21 protein-coding genes and 1 pseudogene are annotated in these 24,308 nt (G+C 52.8%); 11 read left to right on the top strand and 11 right to left on the bottom strand.

Going from position 1 to position 24,308, the window contains the following annotated elements:
• Nucleotides 1-4 precede the first annotated feature (4 nt).
• Entirely contained in the window at nucleotides 5-1,075 is a 1,071-nt protein-coding gene (locus tag DDT52_RS15325; protein ID WP_136157120.1) for a LacI family DNA-binding transcriptional regulator, read from the top strand.
• A gap of 109 nt (nucleotides 1,076-1,184) precedes the next feature.
• Here DDT52_RS15325 and DDT52_RS15320 read toward each other — a convergent pair whose 3' ends face one another.
• The 8 genes and pseudogenes from DDT52_RS15320 to DDT52_RS15290 all read right to left on the bottom strand — a co-directional run bounded on the left by DDT52_RS15320 (nucleotide 1,185) and on the right by DDT52_RS15290 (nucleotide 8,190).
• Nucleotides 1,185-1,604 (bottom strand): RbsD/FucU family protein, encoded by a 420-nt coding sequence (locus tag DDT52_RS15320; RefSeq protein ID WP_136157119.1) that lies wholly within the window; start codon nucleotides 1,602-1,604, stop codon nucleotides 1,185-1,187.
• Between the two features lie 52 nt (nucleotides 1,605-1,656).
• Entirely contained in the window at nucleotides 1,657-2,421 is a 765-nt protein-coding gene (locus DDT52_RS15315; protein WP_136157118.1) for an SDR family NAD(P)-dependent oxidoreductase, read from the bottom strand.
• Nucleotides 2,422-2,591: 170 nt separating this feature from the next.
• On the bottom strand, nucleotides 2,592-3,089 hold the full coding sequence (locus DDT52_RS21220; RefSeq protein WP_247595550.1) for a gluconokinase, GntK/IdnK-type: 498 nt from the start codon (nucleotides 3,087-3,089) through the stop codon (nucleotides 2,592-2,594).
• A gap of 165 nt (nucleotides 3,090-3,254) precedes the next feature.
• Nucleotides 3,255-3,542: pseudogene (locus DDT52_RS21215) on the bottom strand (HIT family protein); the annotation flags it as partial.
• 152 nt (nucleotides 3,543-3,694) lie between these two features.
• Nucleotides 3,695-5,569, bottom strand: a complete 1,875-nt coding sequence (locus tag DDT52_RS15305; protein WP_136157116.1) for a TRAP transporter large permease — start codon at nucleotides 5,567-5,569, stop codon at nucleotides 3,695-3,697.
• A 90-nt stretch (nucleotides 5,570-5,659) separates the two neighbouring features.
• Entirely contained in the window at nucleotides 5,660-6,700 is a 1,041-nt protein-coding gene (locus DDT52_RS15300) for a TRAP transporter substrate-binding protein (RefSeq protein ID WP_136157115.1), read from the bottom strand.
• A 420-nt stretch (nucleotides 6,701-7,120) separates the two neighbouring features.
• Nucleotides 7,121-7,705: a putative adenosine monophosphate-protein transferase Fic gene (locus tag DDT52_RS15295; RefSeq protein WP_136157114.1), complete on the bottom strand. Its 585-nt coding sequence runs from the start codon at nucleotides 7,703-7,705 to the stop codon at nucleotides 7,121-7,123.
• Nucleotides 7,706-7,707: 2 nt separating this feature from the next.
• Nucleotides 7,708-8,190: a YhfG family protein gene (locus DDT52_RS15290; RefSeq protein ID WP_136157113.1), complete on the bottom strand. Its 483-nt coding sequence runs from the start codon at nucleotides 8,188-8,190 to the stop codon at nucleotides 7,708-7,710.
• A gap of 293 nt (nucleotides 8,191-8,483) precedes the next feature.
• On the opposite strand from DDT52_RS15290, the gene DDT52_RS15285 reads away from it, so the two are divergent.
• On the top strand, nucleotides 8,484-9,110 hold the full coding sequence (locus DDT52_RS15285; protein ID WP_136157112.1) for a LysE family translocator: 627 nt from the start codon (nucleotides 8,484-8,486) through the stop codon (nucleotides 9,108-9,110).
• A 51-nt stretch (nucleotides 9,111-9,161) separates the two neighbouring features.
• On the opposite strand, the gene DDT52_RS15280 is transcribed toward DDT52_RS15285, so the two are convergent.
• Together DDT52_RS15280 and DDT52_RS15275 are read right to left on the bottom strand one after the other, a co-directional pair.
• Nucleotides 9,162-9,806, bottom strand: coding sequence for a metallophosphoesterase (locus DDT52_RS15280; RefSeq protein ID WP_136157111.1), 645 nt, complete (start codon nucleotides 9,804-9,806; stop codon nucleotides 9,162-9,164).
• A gap of 59 nt (nucleotides 9,807-9,865) precedes the next feature.
• A complete protein-coding gene (locus DDT52_RS15275; RefSeq protein WP_136157110.1) occupies nucleotides 9,866-10,180 on the bottom strand; it encodes a hypothetical protein in 315 nt (104 codons plus the stop codon).
• A 345-nt stretch (nucleotides 10,181-10,525) separates the two neighbouring features.
• Between DDT52_RS15275 and DDT52_RS15270 the strand changes: the two genes are divergently transcribed.
• The 9 genes from DDT52_RS15270 (at nucleotide 10,526) to DDT52_RS15230 (ending at nucleotide 23,472) form a co-directional block, all read left to right on the top strand.
• Nucleotides 10,526-12,070: an FAD-dependent oxidoreductase gene (locus DDT52_RS15270; RefSeq protein ID WP_136157109.1), complete on the top strand. Its 1,545-nt coding sequence runs from the start codon at nucleotides 10,526-10,528 to the stop codon at nucleotides 12,068-12,070.
• 66 nt (nucleotides 12,071-12,136) lie between these two features.
• On the top strand, nucleotides 12,137-13,099 hold the full coding sequence (locus DDT52_RS15265) for a SphA family protein (RefSeq protein WP_136157108.1): 963 nt from the start codon (nucleotides 12,137-12,139) through the stop codon (nucleotides 13,097-13,099).
• Between the two features lie 110 nt (nucleotides 13,100-13,209).
• Nucleotides 13,210-14,160 (top strand): LysR family transcriptional regulator, encoded by a 951-nt coding sequence (locus DDT52_RS15260; RefSeq protein WP_136157107.1) that lies wholly within the window; start codon nucleotides 13,210-13,212, stop codon nucleotides 14,158-14,160.
• 191 nt (nucleotides 14,161-14,351) lie between these two features.
• Nucleotides 14,352-17,885, top strand: a complete 3,534-nt coding sequence (nifJ, locus tag DDT52_RS15255; RefSeq protein WP_136157106.1) for a pyruvate:ferredoxin (flavodoxin) oxidoreductase — start codon at nucleotides 14,352-14,354, stop codon at nucleotides 17,883-17,885.
• Nucleotides 17,886-18,043: 158 nt separating this feature from the next.
• Nucleotides 18,044-18,859: a deaminated glutathione amidase gene (locus DDT52_RS15250; RefSeq protein WP_136157105.1), complete on the top strand. Its 816-nt coding sequence runs from the start codon at nucleotides 18,044-18,046 to the stop codon at nucleotides 18,857-18,859.
• 158 nt (nucleotides 18,860-19,017) lie between these two features.
• On the top strand, nucleotides 19,018-20,109 hold the full coding sequence (locus DDT52_RS15245) for a L,D-transpeptidase family protein (protein WP_136157104.1): 1,092 nt from the start codon (nucleotides 19,018-19,020) through the stop codon (nucleotides 20,107-20,109).
• 231 nt (nucleotides 20,110-20,340) lie between these two features.
• Complete coding sequence (locus DDT52_RS15240; protein ID WP_136157103.1) at nucleotides 20,341-20,796, top strand: MarR family winged helix-turn-helix transcriptional regulator; 456 nt, start codon at nucleotides 20,341-20,343, stop codon at nucleotides 20,794-20,796.
• Complete coding sequence (locus DDT52_RS15235; RefSeq protein WP_136157102.1) at nucleotides 20,793-21,911, top strand: HlyD family secretion protein; 1,119 nt, start codon at nucleotides 20,793-20,795, stop codon at nucleotides 21,909-21,911. The genes DDT52_RS15240 and DDT52_RS15235 overlap by 4 nt, the downstream gene beginning before the upstream one ends.
• The gene (locus DDT52_RS15230; protein WP_136157101.1) at nucleotides 21,898-23,472 is read left to right on the top strand and encodes a DHA2 family efflux MFS transporter permease subunit; all 1,575 of its coding nucleotides are present in this window, start codon (nucleotides 21,898-21,900) and stop codon (nucleotides 23,470-23,472) included. Before DDT52_RS15235 ends, DDT52_RS15230 begins: the two co-directional genes overlap by 14 nt.
• Before the next feature lie 149 nt (nucleotides 23,473-23,621).
• Here DDT52_RS15230 and DDT52_RS15225 read toward each other — a convergent pair whose 3' ends face one another.
• The gene (locus DDT52_RS15225; protein WP_136157100.1) at nucleotides 23,622-24,278 is read right to left on the bottom strand and encodes a hypothetical protein; all 657 of its coding nucleotides are present in this window, start codon (nucleotides 24,276-24,278) and stop codon (nucleotides 23,622-23,624) included.
• Nucleotides 24,279-24,308 lie beyond the last annotated feature (30 nt).

The following is a 24,308-nucleotide window of genomic DNA, read 5'->3' as shown; positions in this document are numbered from 1 at the left end:
AAGTATGGCAAACATTCGTGATGTTGCGAAACACGCCGGCGTCTCCCTTAGCACCGTATCAAATGTGCTGAACGGGCGCACCGACCAAATGCGTCAGGAAACCCTGGAGCGTATTGAGCAGGCCATGCGCGATCTGGAGTACCATCCAAACAGGATCGCTCAGCAACTCAAGACGGGGCAGGCGAAAATGTTCGGTCTGCTGGTCCCTTCGATCATTAACCCGAGCTTTGCCGCTCTGGCACGGGAAGTGGATCTGGCAGCGAAAACGCATCAGTATCGCGTACTGTTGGGAAACACCTATCGTCAGGTGGATGAAGAACACGCTTTCCTTGAAGATATGTTCGCTCACGGCGTTCGCGGCATCATTGTTGCAGCCAGTGATATGGAAAAGCCCCATTTTTCACGGGCCGCGGCTCAGGGCATGATTATGATCGCCTACGACAGCCGCCTGTCCAGCGGCATACAACCCGGCACGACGCCTTACGACAGCGTTTCAATGGATAACGTTGAAGCTGGCCGGCTGGCTGCCGAACACCTGATCGCCAGAGGATGCCGCCATATTTCATTTGTTACCGAGGCCAGCCTCACCGCCAGCCGCTCTCACAAAATTGAGGGGTTCCTCAGCGCGGCCCGGGAGCATGGGTTGCTAAGGGAAGATATGATCATCGAGGGGAAAGCCCTGTCCGCCTACGGGGACACCGAAATGACTGAGCTGGGGCGTCTGTTGGCTAAAAAAATCTGCCAGCAGCCACGCTGGCCGGATGGTGTTGTCACCATTAACGATGCGCTTGGTATCGGGCTGATGGCCGGTCTGCACGAAACGGGGGTGAACGTGCCGCAGGAGATCTCCATTGTGGGGATCGATAATATTTCACTCTCCGGCCTGATTTACCCTGGACTGACCTCGGTGATGCCGCCACTGGCAGACATGGCCACAACCATGGTGGATCGTCTGCTTAGCCGGATAGACAACCCGGCTCTCCCTTCCAAAGAATTTCTTTTCAGGCCTGCGCTGGTCAGCCGGAAATCCGTCAGAGACAGTGAAGACCCGCATTCAGGACATCCCCAGAAATAAGAGACATGCTTTGCCTCATCTGAATCTGATGGCGCCGGACGTGGGCGCCATCACATGACACGATCAGGCGGTGGAAGAGATGCTTCACCGGTCGGGAGCCGTATTTCTGTCAGAATACGATGGGACCCACGGTCAGCAATATATTGGCAAAGCGCCGGGTTTCACCGGAGGCTATCACAAGTAAAGTATCATCGCCTTTAACCAACGAGTAGAAGCTATTTCTGTCAACGTAAGTAATGTCTACCGTATCCGTGAGTAGCTGCTTGTATTCTTTCTCAATGGTATTATCAAAATCATCTGGATAAGCCATCAATGTTGCTTTTTCAACATTAATATAGCCAAGAATTTTATCCAGAATAGCCGTACTACTAATCATACCAGGTGTAAAGTTAAGATAAATTATTTGCGCATTGCGCGCTGAATTAGTAACAAAAGAGTAGTTTGCATCGGCAATTAAAATATTGGCTTTATGACCACATTGCGCCAATATTTTCAGCAATTCCGGGTGAATAATTTCTGATTTAATCATGAACTATATCTCAAAAAATGCGATGGAATATAAATTCCATCGCATGCAATTTTTACATTCTGTAAATACCGCCATTTATATCAATGGTGGCGCCGGAAATAAAGCCATCATATTCAGAGGCAAGGAACTGAATAGCTTTGGCGACATCTTCCGGCGTCCCCGCTCTTCCCAGAGGAATAGCCTCAATAGTCTGGTCGGCTGATTCTTTGGTCGTATGTTGATTATGGAATCGCGTGCCTAAAATTAACCCCGGCGCAACGGCATTAACCCGAATCCCGTGCTCACCCAGCTCTGCCGCCAGTGAACGCGTCCAGGTTAATATCGCGCCCTTGGTTGTTGAATATACCAAAGATCCGGAATGCCCGCCGGATCGTCCGGCCAGAGAGGCCAGATTGACAATACTCGCTCCGTCGCTGGCATTCTTTAAGTGCGGTAAGGCGCTTTGCGTCACATTAAGCATTGTCGTCATATTGACATCAATGACCGTTCGCCAAAATTTATTATCAATTTCGCCCAGCCATTTTCTGGCAATAATACCGCCTACATTATTGATCAATATATCAATACCGCCTAAGAACTCGACGGCCTGCGATACACATTTGGCGGCATCCGTTTCATCTGTTAAATCAGCATAGCCATAAGCGGCTCGCCTTCCCAGAGAATTCGCTATTTTGACCAGTTCTTTCGGCCCCTCCTCACCACTAAAATAATGAATATAAATATCACATCCTGCTTCAAGCAATGCTTTCGCCGTTGCTTTACCAATTCCCTGCTCCGCGCCAGTGATCAGCACTTTTTTACCTGATAATGATCCCATTATTAACTCCTGTTTATTTCACATCTCTTACATCAACCGGAAAGTCGGCTTTAGATGTATGGATTAATTGATAGGCGACGATGCCGTTATTTACGGCAAAAAAACGTAAATTGGCTTCCTCTTAACTATGCAAACATTCGTTTTGCAAACCGTATCCGATATTCCTCTTGTTACCCGGCAGCGAATTTTTCCGCTATTACCCGCGTACAAGCATTAATCACCTGATCCAGCGGACTATTAATGTCGATATGGCGGACATCCTGTTCCGTTGTATCGGGTCTCTCCAGCGTGGCGAATTGGGAATCCAGCATTTGCGGGCTGAAGAAATGTCCCTTACGCTGCTTAAGCCGTTCTTCAATAACGGCGTACTCGCCATCCAGAAAAAGGAACGAGAGGTGAGGATTTCCCTGACGTAAAATGGCGCGATAACGCTTCTTCAGTGCGGAACACACCAGCAACGATCCCGAATTTGTGCGCAACATGGAGTAAGCGGCGTCATTCAGCGCCTGAAGCCACGGCGCGCGATCGCTATCATTCAGGGCATGACCCTGCGCCATTTTGTCCACATTAGCGCGGGGGTGTAAGAAATCGCCGTCAAGACACGCAAACCCCAGACGCTGGCTGAGCTTTTGCGCCACGACGGATTTTCCGCTGCCAGATACCCCCATAATGACGAAAAGATGCCGCCCCTTGTTTTCCGGCCGGTCGAACCGACATGCAAGCCCCTGCGCCACCGCCTGCCCGAACGCCTCTGGAAGAGAACGGGGTTTCCCTTCGCGCACCGGCGCTCCCCATACGGGGCCGGGAAAGTGGGCGTCGTCCGCATAGCGGGGAATGACTTGCCAGTGCAGATGCGGGAACGTCGCTCCCGGACCTATCAGATCAATGTGTTGCGGCTGTAGCTGTTGATGAATGATCGATTCAACTTCACTGATAACCGAGAAAAGATGCTGACGTTCATCCTCGTTTAAATGGCTCAACCCGGTTTTGTGTTGCTGCCATATTACCCGGCACCCGCCAGGAAATACCGCCTCATCCACCAGCACGACCCGGCAGTATTGATCCTGCCAGAGGATCGGTTGATCTGACGGATGACAGTAATCACACACGTTATTACTCATTTTTCCAATCCTGTAAGGCCTGGCTGAATTTATCTCCAATGCCAGGACGGCCCATACCTGAAGCCTGTTGTACCCGGACTCTTTTCCGCACCGGCGACACCGGTGCGGAAAAAACGTTTCCGAGCCTCTTCTCTTTCATCGCGGCTGCTTCATTAGTAACCGGCCAGCCCCGGTAACCAGGTCGTCAATGAGGGCATCAGCGCCACAAGGATTATCCCGACAAACACTACCGCCAGATATTTCGCCATTGGCCGAATCACATTTTTCATCTCCACGCCACAGATGGCGCAGGTGGTATACAGTCCCAGCCCGATCGGGGGAGCGAACAGTCCAAAGCCCATGGAGAGAATCATGATGATGCCGAAGTGCAGCGGGTTGAAACCCAGTTGAATGGCGATTGGCACCAGAATGGGAGCAAAGATAATCAGCGCGGGCGCGCCTTCCAGTACGGCGCCGAACACAATCAGAATGACGATGGTCAACAGCAGGAATAGCCAGGCCCCCTGAGCCATACCAATCCCGACCAGAAGCTCCGCAATTTGCTGTGGAATCATCTGAATGGTTAACGCATAAGAAAGGCTGGTGGCACAGGCTACGATGAACAGCAATACCCCGGACATCGCCGCGATATCAATGAACATTTTCACCGTGGCTTTCAGCGTTAGCTCACGGAAGGCCAGCCGCCCCACAACGATGGCGTAAATCACGGCAAAGGCGGAAATTTCTGTTGATGTGGCGATACCCATCATCACGCCGCGGCCAATCATGAAAATCATAACCAGACCAACAGCCGCTCCCAGATAGAGTTGAGCGCGGGGGCGTAATACCGGATAAGCTTCGCTGACGTTAATTCTGGAGCCAAACCGGTTGGCCGCGATGAGCAGCAGTACCAGCAGACAGGCGGCGGGCACCAGTCCAGCGATGAATAGCGCGCCAATAGAGATATTGGCGACAAAACCCATCACGATCAGGTTGACGCAGGGCGGAATGGTCTCCGCCATCACGGCGGATGCGGCAAAAACGCCTGCGGCTTCTTCACTATCCTGCTTGGCACGGCGCACCGCGGGCATCAAAACGCCACCGACCGCCGCCACGTCGGCAAGTTTGGAGCCAGAGATACCGGAGAAGAAAGCCATCGACAGCACGGTGGTCATGTTCAGGCCACCGCGAAAGCGCCCCATGCCGCGTACAATCAACTCGACCAGACGTGTCGACATACCGTTGATTTCCATCGCGGCGCCGGCCAGCAGGAAGAACGGAATGGCAAGCAGCACAAAATGGTCAACGCCCGCCGCCACTTGTTGTGAGAAAAAGACGAACGGCAGCGAGGGATCGCAGATAAAAAAGACCATCGCCGACATTCCCAGAGTAAAGGCGATCGGCACGCCGGCAAGAATGCCAAGGACGAAGCAGATCAGCATCAGTCCGGCCGCGGCGGTGGCGGGATCGGCCATCACCGAAAGCTTCATATAGCCGAGCAGCATCAGCACCAGTATCCCCGCGCCGCTCAGCAGCACAATCCGGGTTTGCTCACGCAGGGCATGCTCCAGCGCGGCGACCATCATGACGACAGAGCCGATCAGCACCGGGATGACATAGATAATCTGCGGTAAGCCGGTCTCCGTGGTCTGCATCCGGGCGGCTTGCACCAGGTCATAGCTGGAAACCACCAGACCGACTGAAACCAGGAACAGAATCCAGCGGCTGGCGTGAATGACATAGGGACGAACCTTCTCCGGCAAAAAGCGCAGGAAGAGATCGACGCCAATATGACCACCGCGCCCGGTCGACGTCGCGACGCCGAAAAATACCAGCGCGATCATCATGGCCCGCGCCACTTCTTCCGCCCAGTGGATAGGCGAATGCAGCGCATAGCGCCAGATAACGGACGCAAACACCACTAAGACATTCGTGAGCAGGACCAATGCGCCGGCGTAGGACGTCATGGTCGTCAGAAACCGGCTAAGCCGGCTCAGGAATACAACAGGCCTGGTTTCATTTTTGGCTGTCATGGATAGTTCTGCCATGTTGAACCTCTCAATACGGTTCCAGGTACATATCAGGATTTGGCATCAGGCTCACCGTCGGTACCGCGAGCCTGATGCCGCGAGGATTAATTACTGCGCATCAGATGTCGCCGTGGCGTTAATCTCGTCAACAACCGGCTTCAACTGCGGATATTTGGCGAGAAATTCCGTCCAGACTGGCTGTACCTGCTGGTAGAAATATTCACGATCGATTTCATGGAACGTGACGCCTTTCGCCTTCAGATCCTGAATAGCTTTCTGTTCCAGCTTGTTCGCTTGTTGACGTTCGTATTCCGTCGCCTCTTTCGCCGCGGCCAGAACATCGGCGCGTAACGGCTCCGGTATTTGCTGGAAGCTGTTTTTATTCATGGCGATCATGACGGGGTTGTAAATATGTCGGGTCAGCGCGGCGTTCTTAGCGATTTCATAATATTTACTGGAATAAACGGTTGCGGCGTCATGTTCTACACCATCAATGACGCCCATCTGCAAACTGGAATAAACCTCACCGCCAGGCATGGGAATCGCCACTGCGCCCATATGATTCAATGTTGAAATAAAGTTAGGCACCGGCAATACGCGAATTTTCAGATTCTTCAAATCTTCAGGTTTTTCAATCGGCTTTTTAGTGTAAATATTGCGCGAACCAAGGTTGTAGCCATAGCCCAGTACCATTACGCTGGCCTTTTTTGACATCAGATCGGAAAGCATCATGCCGGCTTTACCGTCGAGCGCTTTGCCAACCTGATCGTAATCTTTAAACAGATAGCCTAAATCCAGTACGCCTATTTCAGGCACCAGCGTTGCCCAGATAGAACTCCCGGAAATCATCATGTTAATAGCACCAATGCGTACCTGCTGGGTGGCATCGGCTTCTTTACCCAACATGCCGTTAGGGAAGTAGTTCAGCTTAATTTGTCCGTTAAGTTTTTCGTTTTTGTTTAAATTTTCCTGGAATCGCTGGAACCAAATGTAATGAGAGGAGGTTTCATCGGCGGGCAGAGAAGAATAAACCCGCATATTGATGGCGGCCTGAGCAGCCGAAAATGCCGAGCATCCCGCCATTAAAGCGGCGCCCAGGCACGTTGAGACGATTACATGGCGTAACGTAAGGCGTTGAATAGTTTTCATAATGGTTATCATCCTGCCGTAGGTTATATCTGGTATCTATCTGGTGCGGTTTAGCGGTGAAAATTACGCGAACGTCGCCGTATAAAATTACTGACAATGGTCACTAACCGCCTTCTGTAACGTTTTAGTGTAACGTTACAGAAAAACTATCGGCGCCATGTTGAAAAAGCAAGCGGCCTGAAGTCAATAAATCGACAAGATTGAATTTTTGTGCACAACGTCGCTAATTTTGGTGAACGTGTTACAAAGGGAAAAATTACAAAACAATGTTTAGTCACTGTTCAGTTAATCATTTTTAACACCCCCCAATCCCTTACGCTGACGTCCTCCGTACCGGAGTGCCTGCATAATGGGCTGGGAGTGAAGAAGTGGATGAACCGTGTTTGCCAAATCTTTTATTGGAGACTTGTACGAGGAACGTCAGGAAATACTGTTATCGAATATCTTGATGAGGGGGAGGTAGTCGCCATGGTATCCCGCTACGTTAGCCGCTAACCATAACTGAACGCTAATGCCCGCAAAAGAAACACGGTAGCCATTATGCACAATAAGATGTTCAAATAATAAACGCTGGGAGCGTCCGTTTCCTTCCCTGAACGGATGAATAACATTCAATTCTGAATAATACTCGGCTAAACGCGCTATGAATGTTGAACGATCCATTCCTAATAAATTATCTTCGCCAGCTAATCGCACGAATGCTTTGTTGGCTTCAACCTCAATACGGGATACGGCACAGAAACGCGTCTGTCCCTTAGATATATCTATTGTTCTTATCTTTCCCGCCCATGAAAACAAATCCCCAAATAGCTGTCCGTGTAAGTTGCACCAATATTTCAGGTCATAAGGCGGTTCTTCAAACTCAATATCAAAAATCGCTAATTCTGATAGCTGACGTTCCGCATTTGCAAACTCGTCATAATTACGGATACCGAGTTTATTTTTCAGGACATCACTGCTGGGATAAGTATAAGGATCTTGTCCTGTGCCGTATTTATCGGTCATAGCTATTTGCCTTTATACATGGCAATAAGATTTTTTCTTAACGTCTCTCTTTCCTGCTTATCGCTGGGAATGTGAGTCTCTTTAACATCAAATCCTTCAAGACGCATGCTATCGCGATAATTTTTTAATTTAACTTCGTTGTAATAGCGACGTTTTTCTTCCAACGTCGCCAATCGTGGATGATGCGTTGAGTGACTATTCACTTTTGGGATGATCTGGCGATCTTGCTTAAACGCGTTAAGATCCGTATTTTTCAGTTTACCGACAAGATGTTCTCCGTCACCAAAAACCCCCCATGACGTGATGCTCAACACCTGTCTCTTGCCGTTTTTCACCCGAGCGATACCGATCTCCATCGTCGCCTGAAGAACATGGAGCACCTCTTGCACCTTTCTTTCAGATATCCCCGTGGACGTTACAATAGATTGCGTATTGGGACTATCCTGTTGTACCAGCGCCGCCAGCACCGCCATTTCATATCGCATGTCTGCTCTCCTTTCCCCCGCATATATATGCGCATGAAAGTATCATAGGCTAACCTTGCCTAAAGCGCGATAGCCTGAGGATAACGCAGCCTACGTTCCCGTTGTGGTGAGGCCGGCAGCATCACGCCCAACAAAACGGGAACAAAAGAGATAAGCCAGAGATGAATGCTTATCTGTTCATTTTTCTGCTAACATCTCACGCAGGAGAAATCGGTATATATTCCTTTACACATCGGTTATTTCAAAAAAACGGTACAACGCTTCACTGGCGAAAGTAAAACGCAGGAGAAATCATGAGTCTTCACCTCTGGCTGGCTTATACAGGGATAATCATCGCTCTTATTGCCATTCCGGGCCCTTCCGCCTTGATCTGCATGTCCCACGGTTTGCGTTATGGCTACTATCGCGCAACGGCAACCGTACTCGGCGGCGTCGCTGCGGCGATGATATTGATGTCCTGCTCAGCATTAGGTCTGGGCGCCGTCCTGGCCGCATCGACAACCGCGTTTATCGCATTAAAAATCATTGGCGCCGCTTATCTGGTCTGGTTAGGGATCGCGTCATGGCGCTCAGCAGAAATGGGAACGACAGAGCAAGAAGTGCAGGATGCTTCAGCGCCAGGCTGGTTTTCTCTGTTCCGCAAAGGCTTTCTGGTTGGGATCAGCAACCCCAAAGATCTGCTGTTCTTTGCCGCCCTTTTCCCGAACTTTATTGATACCAGTGCCCCACACGCCCTACAGTTCGTCATTCTGGCTGCCACCTGGGTCATGTTGGATTTCAGCATCATGTTTATCTACGCCTGTACGGGTCGCCGTTTGTCAGCGGTGTTCTCCAACCCACGTCGGATAAAACTCTTTAACCGTTCTACCGGCGGCATTTTTATTCTGGCAGGCACCACGCTGGCCGCCTCCACCCGATAATGATGTCACGCCGCGTCAGGTCCGAGCGCGGACACGGCGCGTAAAATAAGCTCAGCGCAGCTCAATCAGCGTCAGCCGGCCGCCAAATACGGCGCCGGTATCAATGTAGAGCTGGTTAAAAAATATCAAGGGTTTGTGAAGCGGCGTGTGCCCGAAGATAAACAGATGCGCCCCGGTGATGCGAGTGCCCATTCCCGCCATTGCTCGGGTGATACGGTTACGCCCCCAGACCAGCTCATCCTCGTCAACCGCCTTGCCGAACGCATAATCGTTCGCGGGGTAATCGGCATGGGCAATCACATAGCGGCGGCCGCCGATGTTGACGTCGATGACCAGCGGCAGGTTTGCCGTCTGGGCTATCCACTCAGCCGCTAATCGTTTATTGGCATCATCCAGTGCGGCATACCAGACCCCGCCATTACGCGACCAAAGCCAGGCGTTGCCCTCGTTCAACGCTTCCCGCGCCATTTGCTCATGATTGCCACACACGGCGGTAAACCAGGGTTCATCCAGCAACGACAGACAAGACAGACTGTCTGGCCCACGATCGATCAGATCCCCGACCGATATCAGCAGATCGGTTTGACGATCGAATTTCCTGGCGGCCAGCACATCCAGCAATGACTGATAGCAGCCGTGGATATCACCGACGACGAATATTTTTTGATAATCATCCCCACTGATTCTGCGATACATGGATACCTCGTCTGAAGCGTGGCGCCTGTCGTCACGCTTCCCGGCTGGTTACAGGTAAATCAAGCCCTCGTTGTCCCACCGCCTGCACGGGAAAGCTCAGGAAAATGCTTGCGCAGCGCATTGGCCACGGCCTGTCGGTCGTACCCCAACCGTTGCAGAATGGTGGCGATTTGCCGGGCGGAAATGTCATCCTGATATACCGTGCACAGCACATCAGTAATCAACTCCGGCGTAATGATGGAAATCTGCGAGATGTCGCCGACACTTTCCCCAATAGCCTGAAGGATATGTTCGACAGCCTGTTCCGGGGTCATCCCCTGCTCCTGTAGCGATGCCAGCACAGCAACAAGCTTATCTTTTAATTCATTCGCCATCGTTCAGTTCCTTGATTGACGGGACCTTTCCTCAGTTCCCGTCAACATAGCATTTACCAAATCCGGGCAACTTGTCCTGTCCCGGCACGCCACAACCTGAGGTTGTGGCTACCACAAATAAAGAGTGTTTTTCCGATATATCTCAGATGGTTATAGTGAAATCAGCCCTTGTAATTCCCTCCGACAGCCGTACCGATACAAGGGAGGTAGAGCCGTTTGGCAACGTCCAGCCCGTTTATCAGGCTGCATCAGGACCTCTTTCCCAGCATAGAACAGGAAAACGATATAACCAGAAAACAGCACGAGGATAAGGTATCCACCCTACAATAACAGGAAGATAACGTCATGAGCAGATTAAGAAGAAATACCGCTATCGGTTGTTTTCTTTTCATCTTCAGCCTTTCCTTCAGTCACGCACAAACCGGCGCCGCGCAAGAACAAAAAATGGAAACCGATGTTGTGGTGGTCGGATTCGGCGGCGCGGGCGTGTCCGCCGCGGTATCTGCGGCAGAAGCCGGTCTGAAGGTTATCGCGCTGGAAAAACAGGCGATAGCCGGCGGCAGTTCCAACTTTGCCGAAGGACTGTTTGCCGTCAACACTAATCAGACCCGTAAAAACTCGATAACCATGTCCCCGGAAGAGGCTTACCGGACCTCGATGGAATTTAATCAGTCTTACCGGGTTAATCCCGCGCTGGTGAGAATGTATCTGAAGCAGTCCAGCGCCACGATCCGCTGGCTGGAAAAACAAGGGGTCAATTTTTACGTCACCCAGATATCCCCGCACGAGCCTCGGGTATGGCATATCGTGGAAGATTACGGTAGCGCGCAGCATGGTGCGGCGCTCATCAAACGCATGGTGGAACGCGCCAACGAGCTGGGCGTGACGGTACTGTATAAAACGCCGGGGAAAAAGCTGATCTATCAGAATGGAGCCATCAAAGGCGTGGAAGCGGAAGATGCCGATGGCAACAAAATTACCATACTGGCAAAAGCGGTGATACTGGCAACCGGCGGATTCCAGGACAGCAAAGAGAAAGTCAAAGCCTGGACATCCTTCGATCCGGAAAAAGTTAAACCTTTCGCCAACCTCAACAAGACCGGCGAGGGCATTGACATGGCGATAAACGTCGGTGCGGATACCGTCGGGTTCGGACTGATGATGCATCCCGCCGTAACGGATAAAGGCATTCCGCTGGTGGGCGATTTGCAGGCAATGGCCTGGGAACCCAATCTGTGGGTCAACAAATACGGCGATCGTTTTATTGATGAAACGGTGGTGGAAAGTTTTGTCATTGCCGGTAATGCGATCGAGGCACAGCGGGACAGCTTTGTCTGGTCGATTTTTGATGATAATACGGTGAAATACGTCGAAGAAGAGGGAACCAGAACCGGGATGGGGGTCATCATTCCGATCATGAAGAAGCTCACTAACCTGAAAAAAGAGATCAACAACGCCATCAAGGCGGGCAGTACCAAAGTGGTCATGGCGAGTTCGCTGGATGAACTGGCCAAAAAGATCAATGTTGATCCCAAACGGCTGAAAACGTCGGTAGCCCGCTATAACCAGATCAAGGAAAAGAATGTGGATGAGGATTTCGTCAGAAATCCGGCCACCGTCATGCCGCTTACCGGTTCAACCTATTACGCCATCAAAGTACAGCCTCATTACTTCGCCACCATCGGCGGAGTGCGGATCACGCCAGCAATGGAGGTGACGGATAAGCAGGATAACGTCATCAAAGGACTGTATGCCACCGGCCTTGATGCCGGCGGGCAGTATGGCAAAACCTACACGCTCTGGGCGTCGGGGTCCGCCTACTCCTTTGCCGTCACTTCAGGCCGTCTGTCCGGCGTCAATGCCGCCACTTATATCCGCGCGCTGAAATAACGCCCCGCACGCCGTGATGGGGAGGAACCTCCCCATCGTGCATCACATGCACTGGGGATAAGAATAATGAATAACATCAAACAACTAGCCAGGTTCACACTGTTATCGGCGGTTATAGCGCTGCCCGCAGCGTATGGCGTGGAAAATGTCACTCCCTTGCAGCCGGGCGCCACCACCGGCAGCGCCGCCGGTCTGCTGCCACCTGACGGGCTCTATTTTTCTCTGGATAGCTCTTATGAAACCGGCTCCCTGCGAAACGAGGACGGCGATAAAGCCCAAACGCCGGGCGGCAGCGTCAAACTTAAGGTTATCAGCACTGCGGCCTCGCTATTATGGGTGCCGGGCTGGGAAGTATTGGGAGCCCGTTATGGACTGAGCATAGTACAGCCCTATCGTGTTATTCACGCCCGGACCAACGATGGTCTGTCGGAAAGCAAAGATCGCTATGACGGGTTACTGAACACCACAATCACCCCCGTGATGTTGTCGTGGGATCTGGGCCGCGGTCTGTTTGTGGGATTCGGCGCGGGAATAGGCCTAAGGAATGGTAAGTTTGAATATCAGTACAGTGAAGCCGCAGGCAGAAATGTCATGCTGGGAAATTCCACTGCCAATAATTTTTATATTTTTCAACCCAATCTTGCCATCTCCTATCTGCGGGATGACTGGGCATTCACGCTGAATAACATCTTCAACATCAATACCCGCAACAAAACGACGGAATATCAAACCGGCCATCTCTACTATCTTGATGCGACCGCAAGCAGAACCGTCGATAACTGGACGCTGGGCGTGATTGGCAACTATACCCGGCAGATCGGCGATGACAAAATAAAAGGGCAGAAAATCGCCGCCATATCCGGGTTTTATTCGCAGGGGAAACGCACCGAATATGCCGCGATCGGCCCGATGGTCAGCTACAACTTCGGCGCGTTCTCCGTCTCCGGCCGCGCGTTGATTGCGCTGTTTGCCAAAAATGATGTGGATATGTCGATATTCCATCTGGGGATCACGATCCCGCTGAAGTAGCGGCGGATAAAAGGGTGTTTTTTTATTCCTATGATAGCTGTCATATTTTGACATAAAAGGGATGGTTACACTGTGTGCTAGTCCCCTTGTGATGATGGGAGCGACGGTATATGGATATCAGCACACTGAAATATTTTGTTCAGGTGTATGAGGATCGCTGCCTGACCCGTTCCGCACAAAAATTGTTTATCTCTCAACAGGCGTTGAGCAGGCAGATCCTCAATCTGGAGACCGAACTGGGCGTCACCCTGTTCCAGCGTAATTCTCGCGGTATGTCGCCGACAGCCATGGGGGATTTTCTCTATGTCAAAGCTCAGACCGCCATCAACAGCCTTGCCGCGCTGGAAAACGATATGCGCGCCAGACAACAACACGAACATCCGTGTTACCGTCTGGGCTTCTCTCCCGGTACGTTGCAGAGCCTGGGCGTGCAACGGGTGATGGAGTTTCTGGCCTCGTACACCGATGCCGACTGTGTACTGTCGGAGCACGCCGACATTGAATGTGAAGCTCGCGTGGATAACGGATCGCTGGATATGGCCATCACCGTCAAGCCGGTGGACAACCAGCGCCTGCGCTATATCAGCATCAAGCAGGAACGGATCGTGCTGGTTATCAATGAGGAACATCGTCTGGCGCGACAGGCAAAAACACGGCCCATCCGCCTGTCCGACATGGTCGATGTCTCCCTGATCATGCTGGATGAAACCTTCCGGCTGCAAGAGACCATCATGCATCATCTGTATCAGGCCAATATCTCACCCCGAATCCATACCCGCATCAGTCACGATCTGCATGTCGCCTATGATCTGGTGATGCTGAATAAAGGCGTTTTTGTGTTTGTCGAAGGACTGGCCCGCCCCCTGCTGCGCGACGGCATGATGTGTATTCCCCTGCCGGACACCGGCATGACATGGGATATCGGCTTTATCATCTGCCATGAATCCGCAGCCCATTCACCGGTTCTGCTCAATTTCGTCAACAGCTTTCAGCGTAAAATGAGCGAAACGCCGGAAACCACACGCCAGACCGATGCCATTGGCTGCCCGCTGTTTACCTGACATTTTCCGGCTATTGATGAACCCAGGCGGGAGGCGGCGTTTATTCCGCATCGGTGTATAATGGTTAGCATTAGATAAAAATAGTTTGAAACAACTCTGCATATATCGAGTCACCCTCTTCTTTCTTTTGAGATGCGATAATCCACCGAATAAAAATCGTGTTTCATTTAGTGAGCAAAAAAGGCCAAGTCATGATCACCACCGACGGTAACAACGCAGTCGCCTCTGTCGCCTGGCGGACCAATGAGGTCATCGCCATCTATCCCATTACGCCAAGTTCCACCATGGCAGAACAGGCCGCAGCCTGGTCGAGCGACGGCGGCAAGAATATTTGGGGAGATACGCCGCATGTGGTTGAAATGCAATCGGAAGGCGGTGCGATAGCAACCGTTCATGGCGCGTTGCAAACCGGTTCCCTCGCGACCACCTTTACCTCATCGCAGGGCTTACTGTTGATGATCCCCTCGTTGTATAAACTGGCCGGTGAGCTGACGCCCTTTGTCCTGCACGTGGCGGCACGCACGGTGGCGACCCACGCGCTCTCGATTTTCTGCGATCACTCCGACGTCATGGCCGTCCGCCAGACCGGTTGCGCCATGCTGTGCGCCAGCAACGTGCAGGAAGCGCAGGATTTCGCGCTGATCTCGCAGATAGCCAGTCTGAACAGCCGCCTGCCGTTTATCCATTTCTTTGATGGCTTTCGTACATCGCATGAAATCAACAAGATTGAGCCGCTGAGCGATGAGGTTATCCGCCAGTTATTGCCCCGGCAGGCCATTGATGCACACCGTGAGCGAGCGCTTACACCTGAACGGCCGGTCATTCGTGGAACGGCCTCCAACCCGGATACGTTTTTCCAGTCGCGGGAAGCCACCAACCCGTGGTACAACGCCGCCTGCGAGCACGTCGAACAGGCAATGAATGCCTTTACCAAAGCAACGGGGCGGCAGTATCGGCCATTTGAGTACTATGGCCACCCGGAAGCGACGAAAGTAGTTATTTTGATGGGTTCGGGCGTTGGTACGTGCGAAGAGGTCATTGATACCCTGTTGACCCATGGGGAGAAGGTCGGTGTGGTTAAAGTCCGTCTCTATCGGCCTTTTTCCGCCCGTCATTTGCTGGCTGTCATTCCGCAAACGGCAAAAAGCATTGCCGTACTGGATCGCACCAAAGAGCCGGGCGCGGTGGCTGAGCCGCTGTATCTGGATGTGATGACCTCACTGGCCGAAGCGTTTTCCGCGGGTGAACGTTCATCTATGCCGCGGGTGATTGGCGGACGCTACGGTTTATCCTCGAAAGAATTCACGCCGCAGTGCGTCCAGGCGATTTTTAATGAGTTAGCACTTGCCAACCCGCGTCCCCGCTTCACCGTTGGCATTTATGATGACGTAACCCATCTTTCTCTGCCGTTGCCGGAACAGCGCCTGCCGACGACATCCTCACTGGAAGCCTTGTTCTATGGATTGGGCAGCGATGGCACCGTCTCGGCGACCAAAAACGCCATCAAGATCGTGGGTGAAACCACGCCGATGTTTGTACAGGGCTACTTCGTTTACGACTCCAAAAAAGCAGGCAGTTTGACCGTTTCCCACATGCGCGTGGGTCCGCATCCGATCAATTCCGCTTATCTTATCGATCAGGCGGATTTTGTCGCCTGTCATCAGTGGCAGTTCATTGATAAATACCGAATGGTGGAACGGCTGAAACCCGGCGGCATCTTCCTGATCAACTCGCCATATTCCAGTGACGATATCTGGCATCGTCTGCCGCAGGAAGTACAGGCCGGTCTCAGAACGCGTAACGCACAGGTGTATTGCATCAACGCCGCGAAAATTGCCCGCGAGTGTCAATTGGGGGCCCGCATCAACACGGTGATGCAAATGGCCTTCTTCCATCTGTCACAAATCCTGCCGGGCGATCTTGCGGTTGAAAAACTACGCGCCGCTATCGCCAAAAGCTACGGCAGCAAAGGCCAGGAACTGGTTGAACGCAACTGGCGCGCCCTGAGCGCCACATTGGAGGCCCTCTCCGCCGTCCCGCTGGAGGCGGTCAATCCGGATAGCCCGCAGCGCCCTCCCGTGGTCTCCGATGCGGCGCCGGATTTCGTGAAAACCGTTACCGCGGCCATGCTGGCGGGTTTGGGCGATACCTTACCGGTTTCTGCGCTGCCCCCCGATGGCACCTGGCCGACGGGGACGACGAAGTGGGAAAAACGTAATATCGCGGAAGAAATTCCACGCTGGCAACCCCAGCTCTGTACCCAGTGTAACCACTGCGTCGCCGCCTGTCCGCACTCCGCCATCCGCGCAAAAGTGGTGCCGGCCGATGCCATGGCGTCCGCGCCGGCGTCATTGCAATCGCTGGATGTCAAAGCCCGCGATATGCGCGGTCAGAAATATGTTTTGCAGGTGGCGCCGGAAGATTGCACCGGCTGTAACCTGTGTGTGGAAGTCTGCCCGGCGAAAGATCGTCAGAATCCCGAGTTCAAAGCCATCAATATGGAATCTCGTCTGGACCACCTGAGCGTCGAAAAAGAGAACTTTGATTTCTTCCTGCAACTGCCGGAAATCGACAAATCCAGGCTGGAACGCATCGATATCCGTACTTCTCAGTTAATTTCACCGCTGTTCGAGTATTCCGGCGCCTGTTCCGGCTGTGGTGAAACGCCCTATATCAAGCTGCTGACCCAGCTTTACGGCGATCGTCTGCTGGTGGCGAATGCCACAGGCTGTTCGTCCATTTATGGCGGCAACCTGCCGACCACCCCGTGGACGACCGATGCCAACGGGCGCGGACCGGCGTGGGCCAACTCCCTGTTTGAAGATAACGCCGAATTCGGCCTTGGTTTCCGTTTGAGCGTCGATCAGCACCGCCAGCGCGTTACCCGCTTGCTGCACAAACTGGCGCCGCAGCTACCGGCCGATCTGGTCGCCGCGTTGCAGGAAGAGGCGATTGCACCGGAACTGCGCCGCCGGCAGATTGAACAATTGCGGATGCTATTGGCGGATATGGGCGGCGACGAAGCCAGTACGCTGGCTGCCGATGCCGATCATCTGGTGGATAAATCCATCTGGCTGATTGGCGGCGACGGCTGGGCGTATGACATCGGCTATGGCGGTCTGGATCACGTCATGAGCCTGAGTGAAAACGTCAACGTGCTGGTGCTGGATACCCAATGTTATTCCAACACCGGCGGACAGCAATCCAAGGCCACGCCGCTGGGCGCGGTGACCAAGTTTGGTGAAAAGGGCAAACGCAAAGCACGTAAGGATCTTGGCGTCAACGTGATGATGTACGGCCACGTCTACGTCGCGCAGATTTCGCTGGGCGCGCAGCTCAATCAAACGGTGAAAGCTATCCAGGAAGCGGAAGCCTGGCCGGGTCCGTCATTGATTATCGCCTATAGCCCTTGTGAAGAGCACGGCTACGATCTGGCCTTCAGCCACGATCAGATGCGTCAGCTCACCACGACAGGCTTCTGGCCGCTTTATCGTTTCGATCCGCGTCGCACCGAAGAAGGTAAAGCCGCGCTGGTGACCGATTCTCGTCCACCGTCAAGCAGCCTGAGTGAAACCCTGCTGAAAGAACAGCGCTTTCGCCGTCTGAACAGCCAGATGCCGGAAGAAACGGCGCTGCTGTATGAAGAAGCCGAACTGGACCTACGCCGCCGCTTTGATTTCCTGACCATGATGGCGGGTAAAACAGAGAAAAATCCGCAGGAGTAATCAAGGCGATATCACGCAAAAGGATAGCCGTCGCGCTATCCTTTTATACTTGCAGCAATCACCCGAAGGGCGTTAACGTCAACGCATTGCATATTATGTCGCCTGGCGGGCACCCTTTCCGCCGTCCGCCATATCAGCCAGCAAGAGAAGGAACGGGGATGAAAGTCGCACTGGGGCAATTCGCGGTTGACCGTGAATGGCAAAACAACGTCACGACAATATCGGCATTCATGTCGGCAGCGCAGAAAAACGGCGCCGATTTACTGGTGTTGCCCGAAGGTGTTTTGGCCCGGGATATCACCAATCCCAATATGGTATTAACCTCGGCCCAACCGCTGGATGGCCCGTTTGTCACACAGTTGCTGGCTGCCAGCAAAGGCAGCGCCATGACAACGATGCTGTGCGTCCATATTCCCAACGGCGAGGGGAAAGTCTGGAATACGCTGCTGGCGATCCGCGACGGCGCAATCGTGGCCCAGTATCGCAAGCTACATCTGTACGATGCATTTTCCGTGCAGGAATCGGAAAATGTGCTGGCCGGTGAAGACGTTCCGCCATTGCTGACCATCGCCGGGCTGAACGTTGGCCTGATGACCTGCTACGACATCCGTTTTCCTGAAATGGCGCGGCGTTTAGTGCTGGACGGTGCGGACGTGCTCGTGCTGCCTTCCGCCTGGATTAAAGGCCCGCTGAAGGAATCCCACTGGGAACTGCTGGTTCGGGCCAGGGCGTTGGAAAACACGGTCTATCTTGTCGCCGTGGGAGAATGCGGCGTCAAGAATATCGGTAACAGTATGGTCGTTGATCCGTTAGGGGTTGTCATTGTCCAGGCGCCGGAAGTGCCCGCCTTGCTCTACGCCGATATCCAGCCGGAACGATTGGCCTATGCTCGTCAGGCGCTGCCGGTATTGGCTAATCGCCGCTTTAAGAAACCTCTTTTGGATGGAGAACATGGATCCCAGACCGGGGATTGAAAGAATTTTTCATTGTGATACCAAAAAATGTGATTCGTTGCACATCTTGTTTCCCTCAAAGACCGTTCTGCACATATAATGCGCATCCGGTCGTTATCGATCGGAAACCTGACCCATTACCGCTGGTATGGCATTTACCACTCAACAAAGACATGAAAATGAGTATTCGCGCGATCCTTACCCTAGTTCTGGCCGCCGCCGCATTTAGTCAGGCCGCCTTTGCCGTTGTCTATCCACTGCCTGCGGCCAACAGCCGTCTGGTGGGAGAAAATCTGGAAGTTACTGTCCCGACAGACAGCACATTGCCGTTAGAAGCTTTCGCCGCCCAATACCAAATGGGGCTGAGCAATATGATGGAAGCGAACCCGGATGCGGATGTTTACCTGCCGCAGCCCGGTAGCACGATGATTATTCCCCATCAGCTTATCCTGCCGGACGCGCCGCGCGAAGGTATTGTGATCAACAGTGCGGAAATGCGCCTGTATTACTACCCGAAAGGCACCAAAACCGTCATCGTTCTGCCGATCGGGATTGGTGAGTTAGGTAAAGATACCCCGATTAACTGGACGACCTCCGTTCAGCGCAAGAAGGCCGGTCCGACCTGGACGCCGACGGCCAAGATGCACGCCGAGTACGCCGCCCGCGGAGAAACGTTACCGAAAGTGTTCCCGGCCGGCCCCGATAACCCGATGGGGCTTTACGCGCTGTATATCGGTAATCTCTATGCCATCCACGGCACCAACGCCAACTTCGGCATCGGCCTGCGCGTGAGCCACGGTTGTGTGCGTTTGCGTGCCGATGACATTAAGTATTTGTTCGATCACGTCCCGGTGGGTACGCGCGTACAGTTCATTAATGAGCCGGTTAAAGCCACGGTGGAACCGGATGGATCACGCTATGTGGAAGTACACCATCCGCTGTCTCGCACGGTAGAAGAGTTCCATTCTGATTCTCCGGCGCCGATCAGTATCACCGCCAAAGTCAGCCAGGTTTTGGCCGATGCCAGCGTGAATACCAGCGAAGTGGATCATGCCATCAGAACGCGTTCCGGTATGCCGACCAAGATCAACGGTCTGATCGAGGCAGAAACGCCAGCGATTCCGGTTGAGTCTATTGCCGCGCCGATTACGCCGGAAACGCCGACGCAGGACGATTCAGTTCAGGCTCCCGTACAGGACGATCCGGCTGATGCCGTCGCGCCGGAAACTGAAGTGCAGCCTGCACCAGAAACCAACGCTAACCATTCTTAATCTGATCTCTTCATAGAAAACGCGCATAAGGCGCGTTTTCTACTTTCCCGGTTTGTTCCCACGGCTTTCTATCCTTAATTCAGCTTTGTTCTGCCCGGCGACAGCCACGGCGCTGAACCTGATCGCTCACGCTTTTACTTCACTGATTTTTTGGCGTAGAAAATTAATTGACATATCATTAGTTACATAGTTAATTAATGATACATCATTCAATTAACATCCCGGTTATTTATGTCTCTATCAACCCCTTCTCCCCGTCGCCGCTTTGCGAGCCTGATGGGACACACGACACGGCTGTGGCGTCGCATCATCGACAGAGAATTACAGCCTTACGGATTGACGCAGGCCACCTGGCTACCGTTGTTACACATTGCCAGAGCCTCTCATCCCATGAACCAGAAAGCACTGGCGGAATCCATCGGCCTTGAGGCATCCGCCGTCGTCCGTTTGCTGGATAATCTGCAAAAGCAGGGGCTGATTGAAAGGCGGGAAGGGGCCGATCGCCGGATTAAGGAGATCTACCTCACGGCACGAGGCACCGGGCAAGTTGAAAAAGTTGAGAACATCGCGAATCAGGTGCGTATCAAAGCGCTGAACGGATTGAGCGATACCGAAGTTGAGCAGATAAATCAGGCCGTTGAACAGGTTATTGCCAATCTTTCAGCCTGTGAACGGGGTAATGCATGAGCACGAAATCTTTCCGTTCAGGGTTTCAACGCTTGAACCGCCGTCACCAGATCATGGTATTGTCCGGCGCGCTGATGTTAATGATCGTATTGATCTGGGTTACGCTGTGGCTGCACAAACGTATGACGCACATCAGCGAAAACGACGCTCACATCACCGGTGAAGTGATTTCCCTGGCCAGTCGGGAAGGCGGATGGCTTACTGCGCGTCCGGTGATTGATGGCGATGTGATCAAGAAAAATCAGATACTGGCTCAACTCGACGATCGTGACGCCCGGTTGAGGCTGGCGGCGCTGGAAGGCAGCCTGGCGGCCGCGGACGCGCAGGTCAGCTACAGCCAGGCGCAGCGGCAGACGCTGGATCTGACCACCAAAGCAGAATTGGATGAAGCGCAGGCGAACCTGGCGGCTACCGAATCCGCGCTCTCCAATGCGGGCTATCAGCTTAAACTCGCCCAGATCAACTTCAGTCGCGATGATCAACTGGTGAAAACCGGGTTGACGCCGAAAAAAACCTGGGATGAATCTCACACCATCCTACTGCAACGTCAAAGTGAACAACAGGAAGCACTGGCACAGCGGGTATCGCAGCAGGCGGCGCTCGCCAATGCGCAGGCACAGCGCAATAACCTGACGGTGCTGGATCGACAAATCGAGATGCAGCGCCAGCAGCGCGTTGCCTTACAGGCTCAGGTTGATCAGTTGAAACAGGAAATTGCCGATCGCACGCTGCGCTCCCCGGTAGATGGCGTGGTGGACAGGACAATCAGTAATGTCGGCGAATATATTCAGGTTGGCCAATGGGTGATGATGGTTCACGATCCTCTGAATCTTTGGGTCGAAGCCAACATCAAAGAAACCGCCATCGAAAATGTGAAAGTAGGACAACCGGTAGACATTATCGTCGATGCTTATCCGGGGGCTACGTTTCACGGGCATGTTATGCGCGTCGGCAATGCGGCGACCAACCAGTTCGCTCTGCTGCCTAGCCCCAATCCTTCCGGTAATTTCACCAAGATCACCCAGCGGGTGCCGATACGCATCGCCCTCGACCAGCCGGATACCCGTTTGAAACCCGGTTTAATGGCGGAAGTGACCATCAATGTCGCCAATTGAAACGCAGGCGGCACGTTTTGGTGCTTCATACCGCTGGCTGGTCACTGTCACCATCATGCTGGGAACGATCTCGACAACCGCCACCGCGACCATTGTGAATGTCGCCATGCACGACATCATGGGGGCTTTCGGTATGGGGCAAGATCAGGTGCAGTGGCTTTCCACCGCCTTTCTCGCGTCAATGACGGCCACCATGCTCACCACGGCCTGGATGCTCGATCGCTTTGGCTACCGTAATACCTTTGTCGGATCGCTGGCGATCTTTGTGTTTGGCAGCGTACTGGGCGCTGTCAGCCAAAACGGCGCGGAAGTCATCCTGGCGCGAATACTGCAAGGCTGCGCGTCCGGTATTATTCAACCGCTGGCTATGGTGGTGATCTCTCAGGTATTTCCGCCCTCACAGCGCGGCAAAGCCATGGGCATCTACGGTATCGGGATTGTGCTGGCGCCGGCGCTTGGCCCGACGGCAGGCGGTATGATGGTCGACCAACTGGACTGGCGCGCCGTTTTTATGGTGGTTGTGCCCTTTTGTCTCGCGGGCATTGCCGCCGCCATGTTTATCTTACCGGGTAAAATACCGCAAACGGATACGCCTCACCGCCAATTCGACATAACCGGATTCATCCTGTTAATCATTGCCCTGGTAACATTGCTGAGCGGATTATCCAACGGTCAGCGCGAAGGGTGGGATGCGTTTCCGATTATCGGGTTATTAACCTGCTCGCTGTTTACCGGCACCGGTTTCATTCTTTATGAGCTGCGCACGCCTCACCCTTTATTGAGCCTGCGGGTATTTGCCAACCCGGCCTTTAGCGCAGGCTGTATCGTGGCGTTCGCACTCGGCGCCGGCATTTACGCTTCAACCTATATTATCCCCTTGTTCGTACAGACCATTCAGGGATACACCCCCACCCGTTCCGGGCTGTTGCTGATGCCTGCGGGGTTGGCGCTGGGGCTGGTGTTTCCGGTTGCCGGTCATATCAGCGACCGCGCCGCGCCGCATATTCCGATTATCATCGGACTGGCGTTATTCGGCCTTTCCTGCTGGTTATCCAGCGGGGCCGATACGGATACGCCATTCTGGACCATGGCCGGGTGGATCGTGTTGGGAAGAATTGGACTGGGCGTGATGCTGCCTGCCCTGAATGCCGGTTCATTACGCGCTCTCCCTCTGGATAAACTGGCGCAGGGCGCCGGCAGTCTGAACTTTATCCGCCAGCTCGGCGGAGCATTAGGGGTTAATCTGCTTTCCGTCTTTGTTGAGCGCCGCAGTTCTTTTCATGGCGAGATGCTGGCAGAATCACTGACGCAGGGTAATGCCATCAGCACCGATATCATCCGCCAGCTCGGCGGCTTCTATTCCCATTGGGGCAATCCGTTTGGTGAACGTCTCAGCGCCAGTGTCAATCCCGGGGTAATGGAATTCATTGAACGCATTCTGCTGCCGAAAGCGCAGATGTTCGCTTATCAGGATGGTTTCTACATCGTCGCGATCTTCTTCTTTGCCGCCATTATTCCCGCGCTGTTTATCCGTAATCGTGTCTCGACGCTCAATAATTAACGCCGTTTGTGAATTAGCCTCTCTACCAGCCATACGCAGGTTGCTACGGCTGATAATCGTGGCTATTTTTAGAATTCTCGTCTCCCAACGGATGCTTGCAGAACACAAACCGTGTACTGCCGCTGCGCGATAACCCACAACAAAATTTATCACGACGGCAGTCTCAAGCAGCTCAATTCATCATTGGGCTGTTTTTTTTCATTATGGCGCGCTGAACGATAATAAAACACACCTGAAATCAGGCACAGCGTATAACCAAACAGTTCGGCGCTTTCTTCCGCCAGATTTTTCACGGTTCGAACATACCCCTCATCCATCAGCGTTAGCCACAGTTTATTCATGCCGATCAGGCGGGAAAAAACCAGCACCGACAGCAATCCGCATACCATGTAGCCATAGCTTGGATGCTGAAAAAAATGCACTAATCCAGCGATCGTGCTTTTTATCGACCTTAGCGCGTAAACGATGCACCCGATAGCGCAAAGCATAGCGAAATAAAACCAGCTACCGTGGGAAAGGTAATCCAGAAAAAAATCTATTTCCCTGATAAACAAACAAAAAAAGAACCCGGCAATAAGCAGATATCCCCCACGATATGCCGCCGATTTGCTTGCCATATTGAGAAATAGCCCTCCGGTTAACAGTAAAAACAACTCCTGGGCAAACTCGGTAACAGATATTTCCCCCACACTGTTTTTCAAAACCACGATATCAACAAATATCAGTAGTAATACCAGCCCGACCACGATAGCCAGCAGCAAGGAAAAAATCAGACTACGAACAATAACGCCAACATCCTTACTCATGTTTTCAATACCCGAATAAACACTATGACT

Source organism: Brenneria roseae subsp. roseae (assembly GCF_003115845.1).
Lineage (GTDB): Bacteria > Pseudomonadota > Gammaproteobacteria > Enterobacterales > Enterobacteriaceae > Brenneria > Brenneria roseae.
The sequence above is the reverse complement of the archived record's forward strand: the minus strand, read 5'-3'. Positions and strand labels throughout refer to the sequence as shown.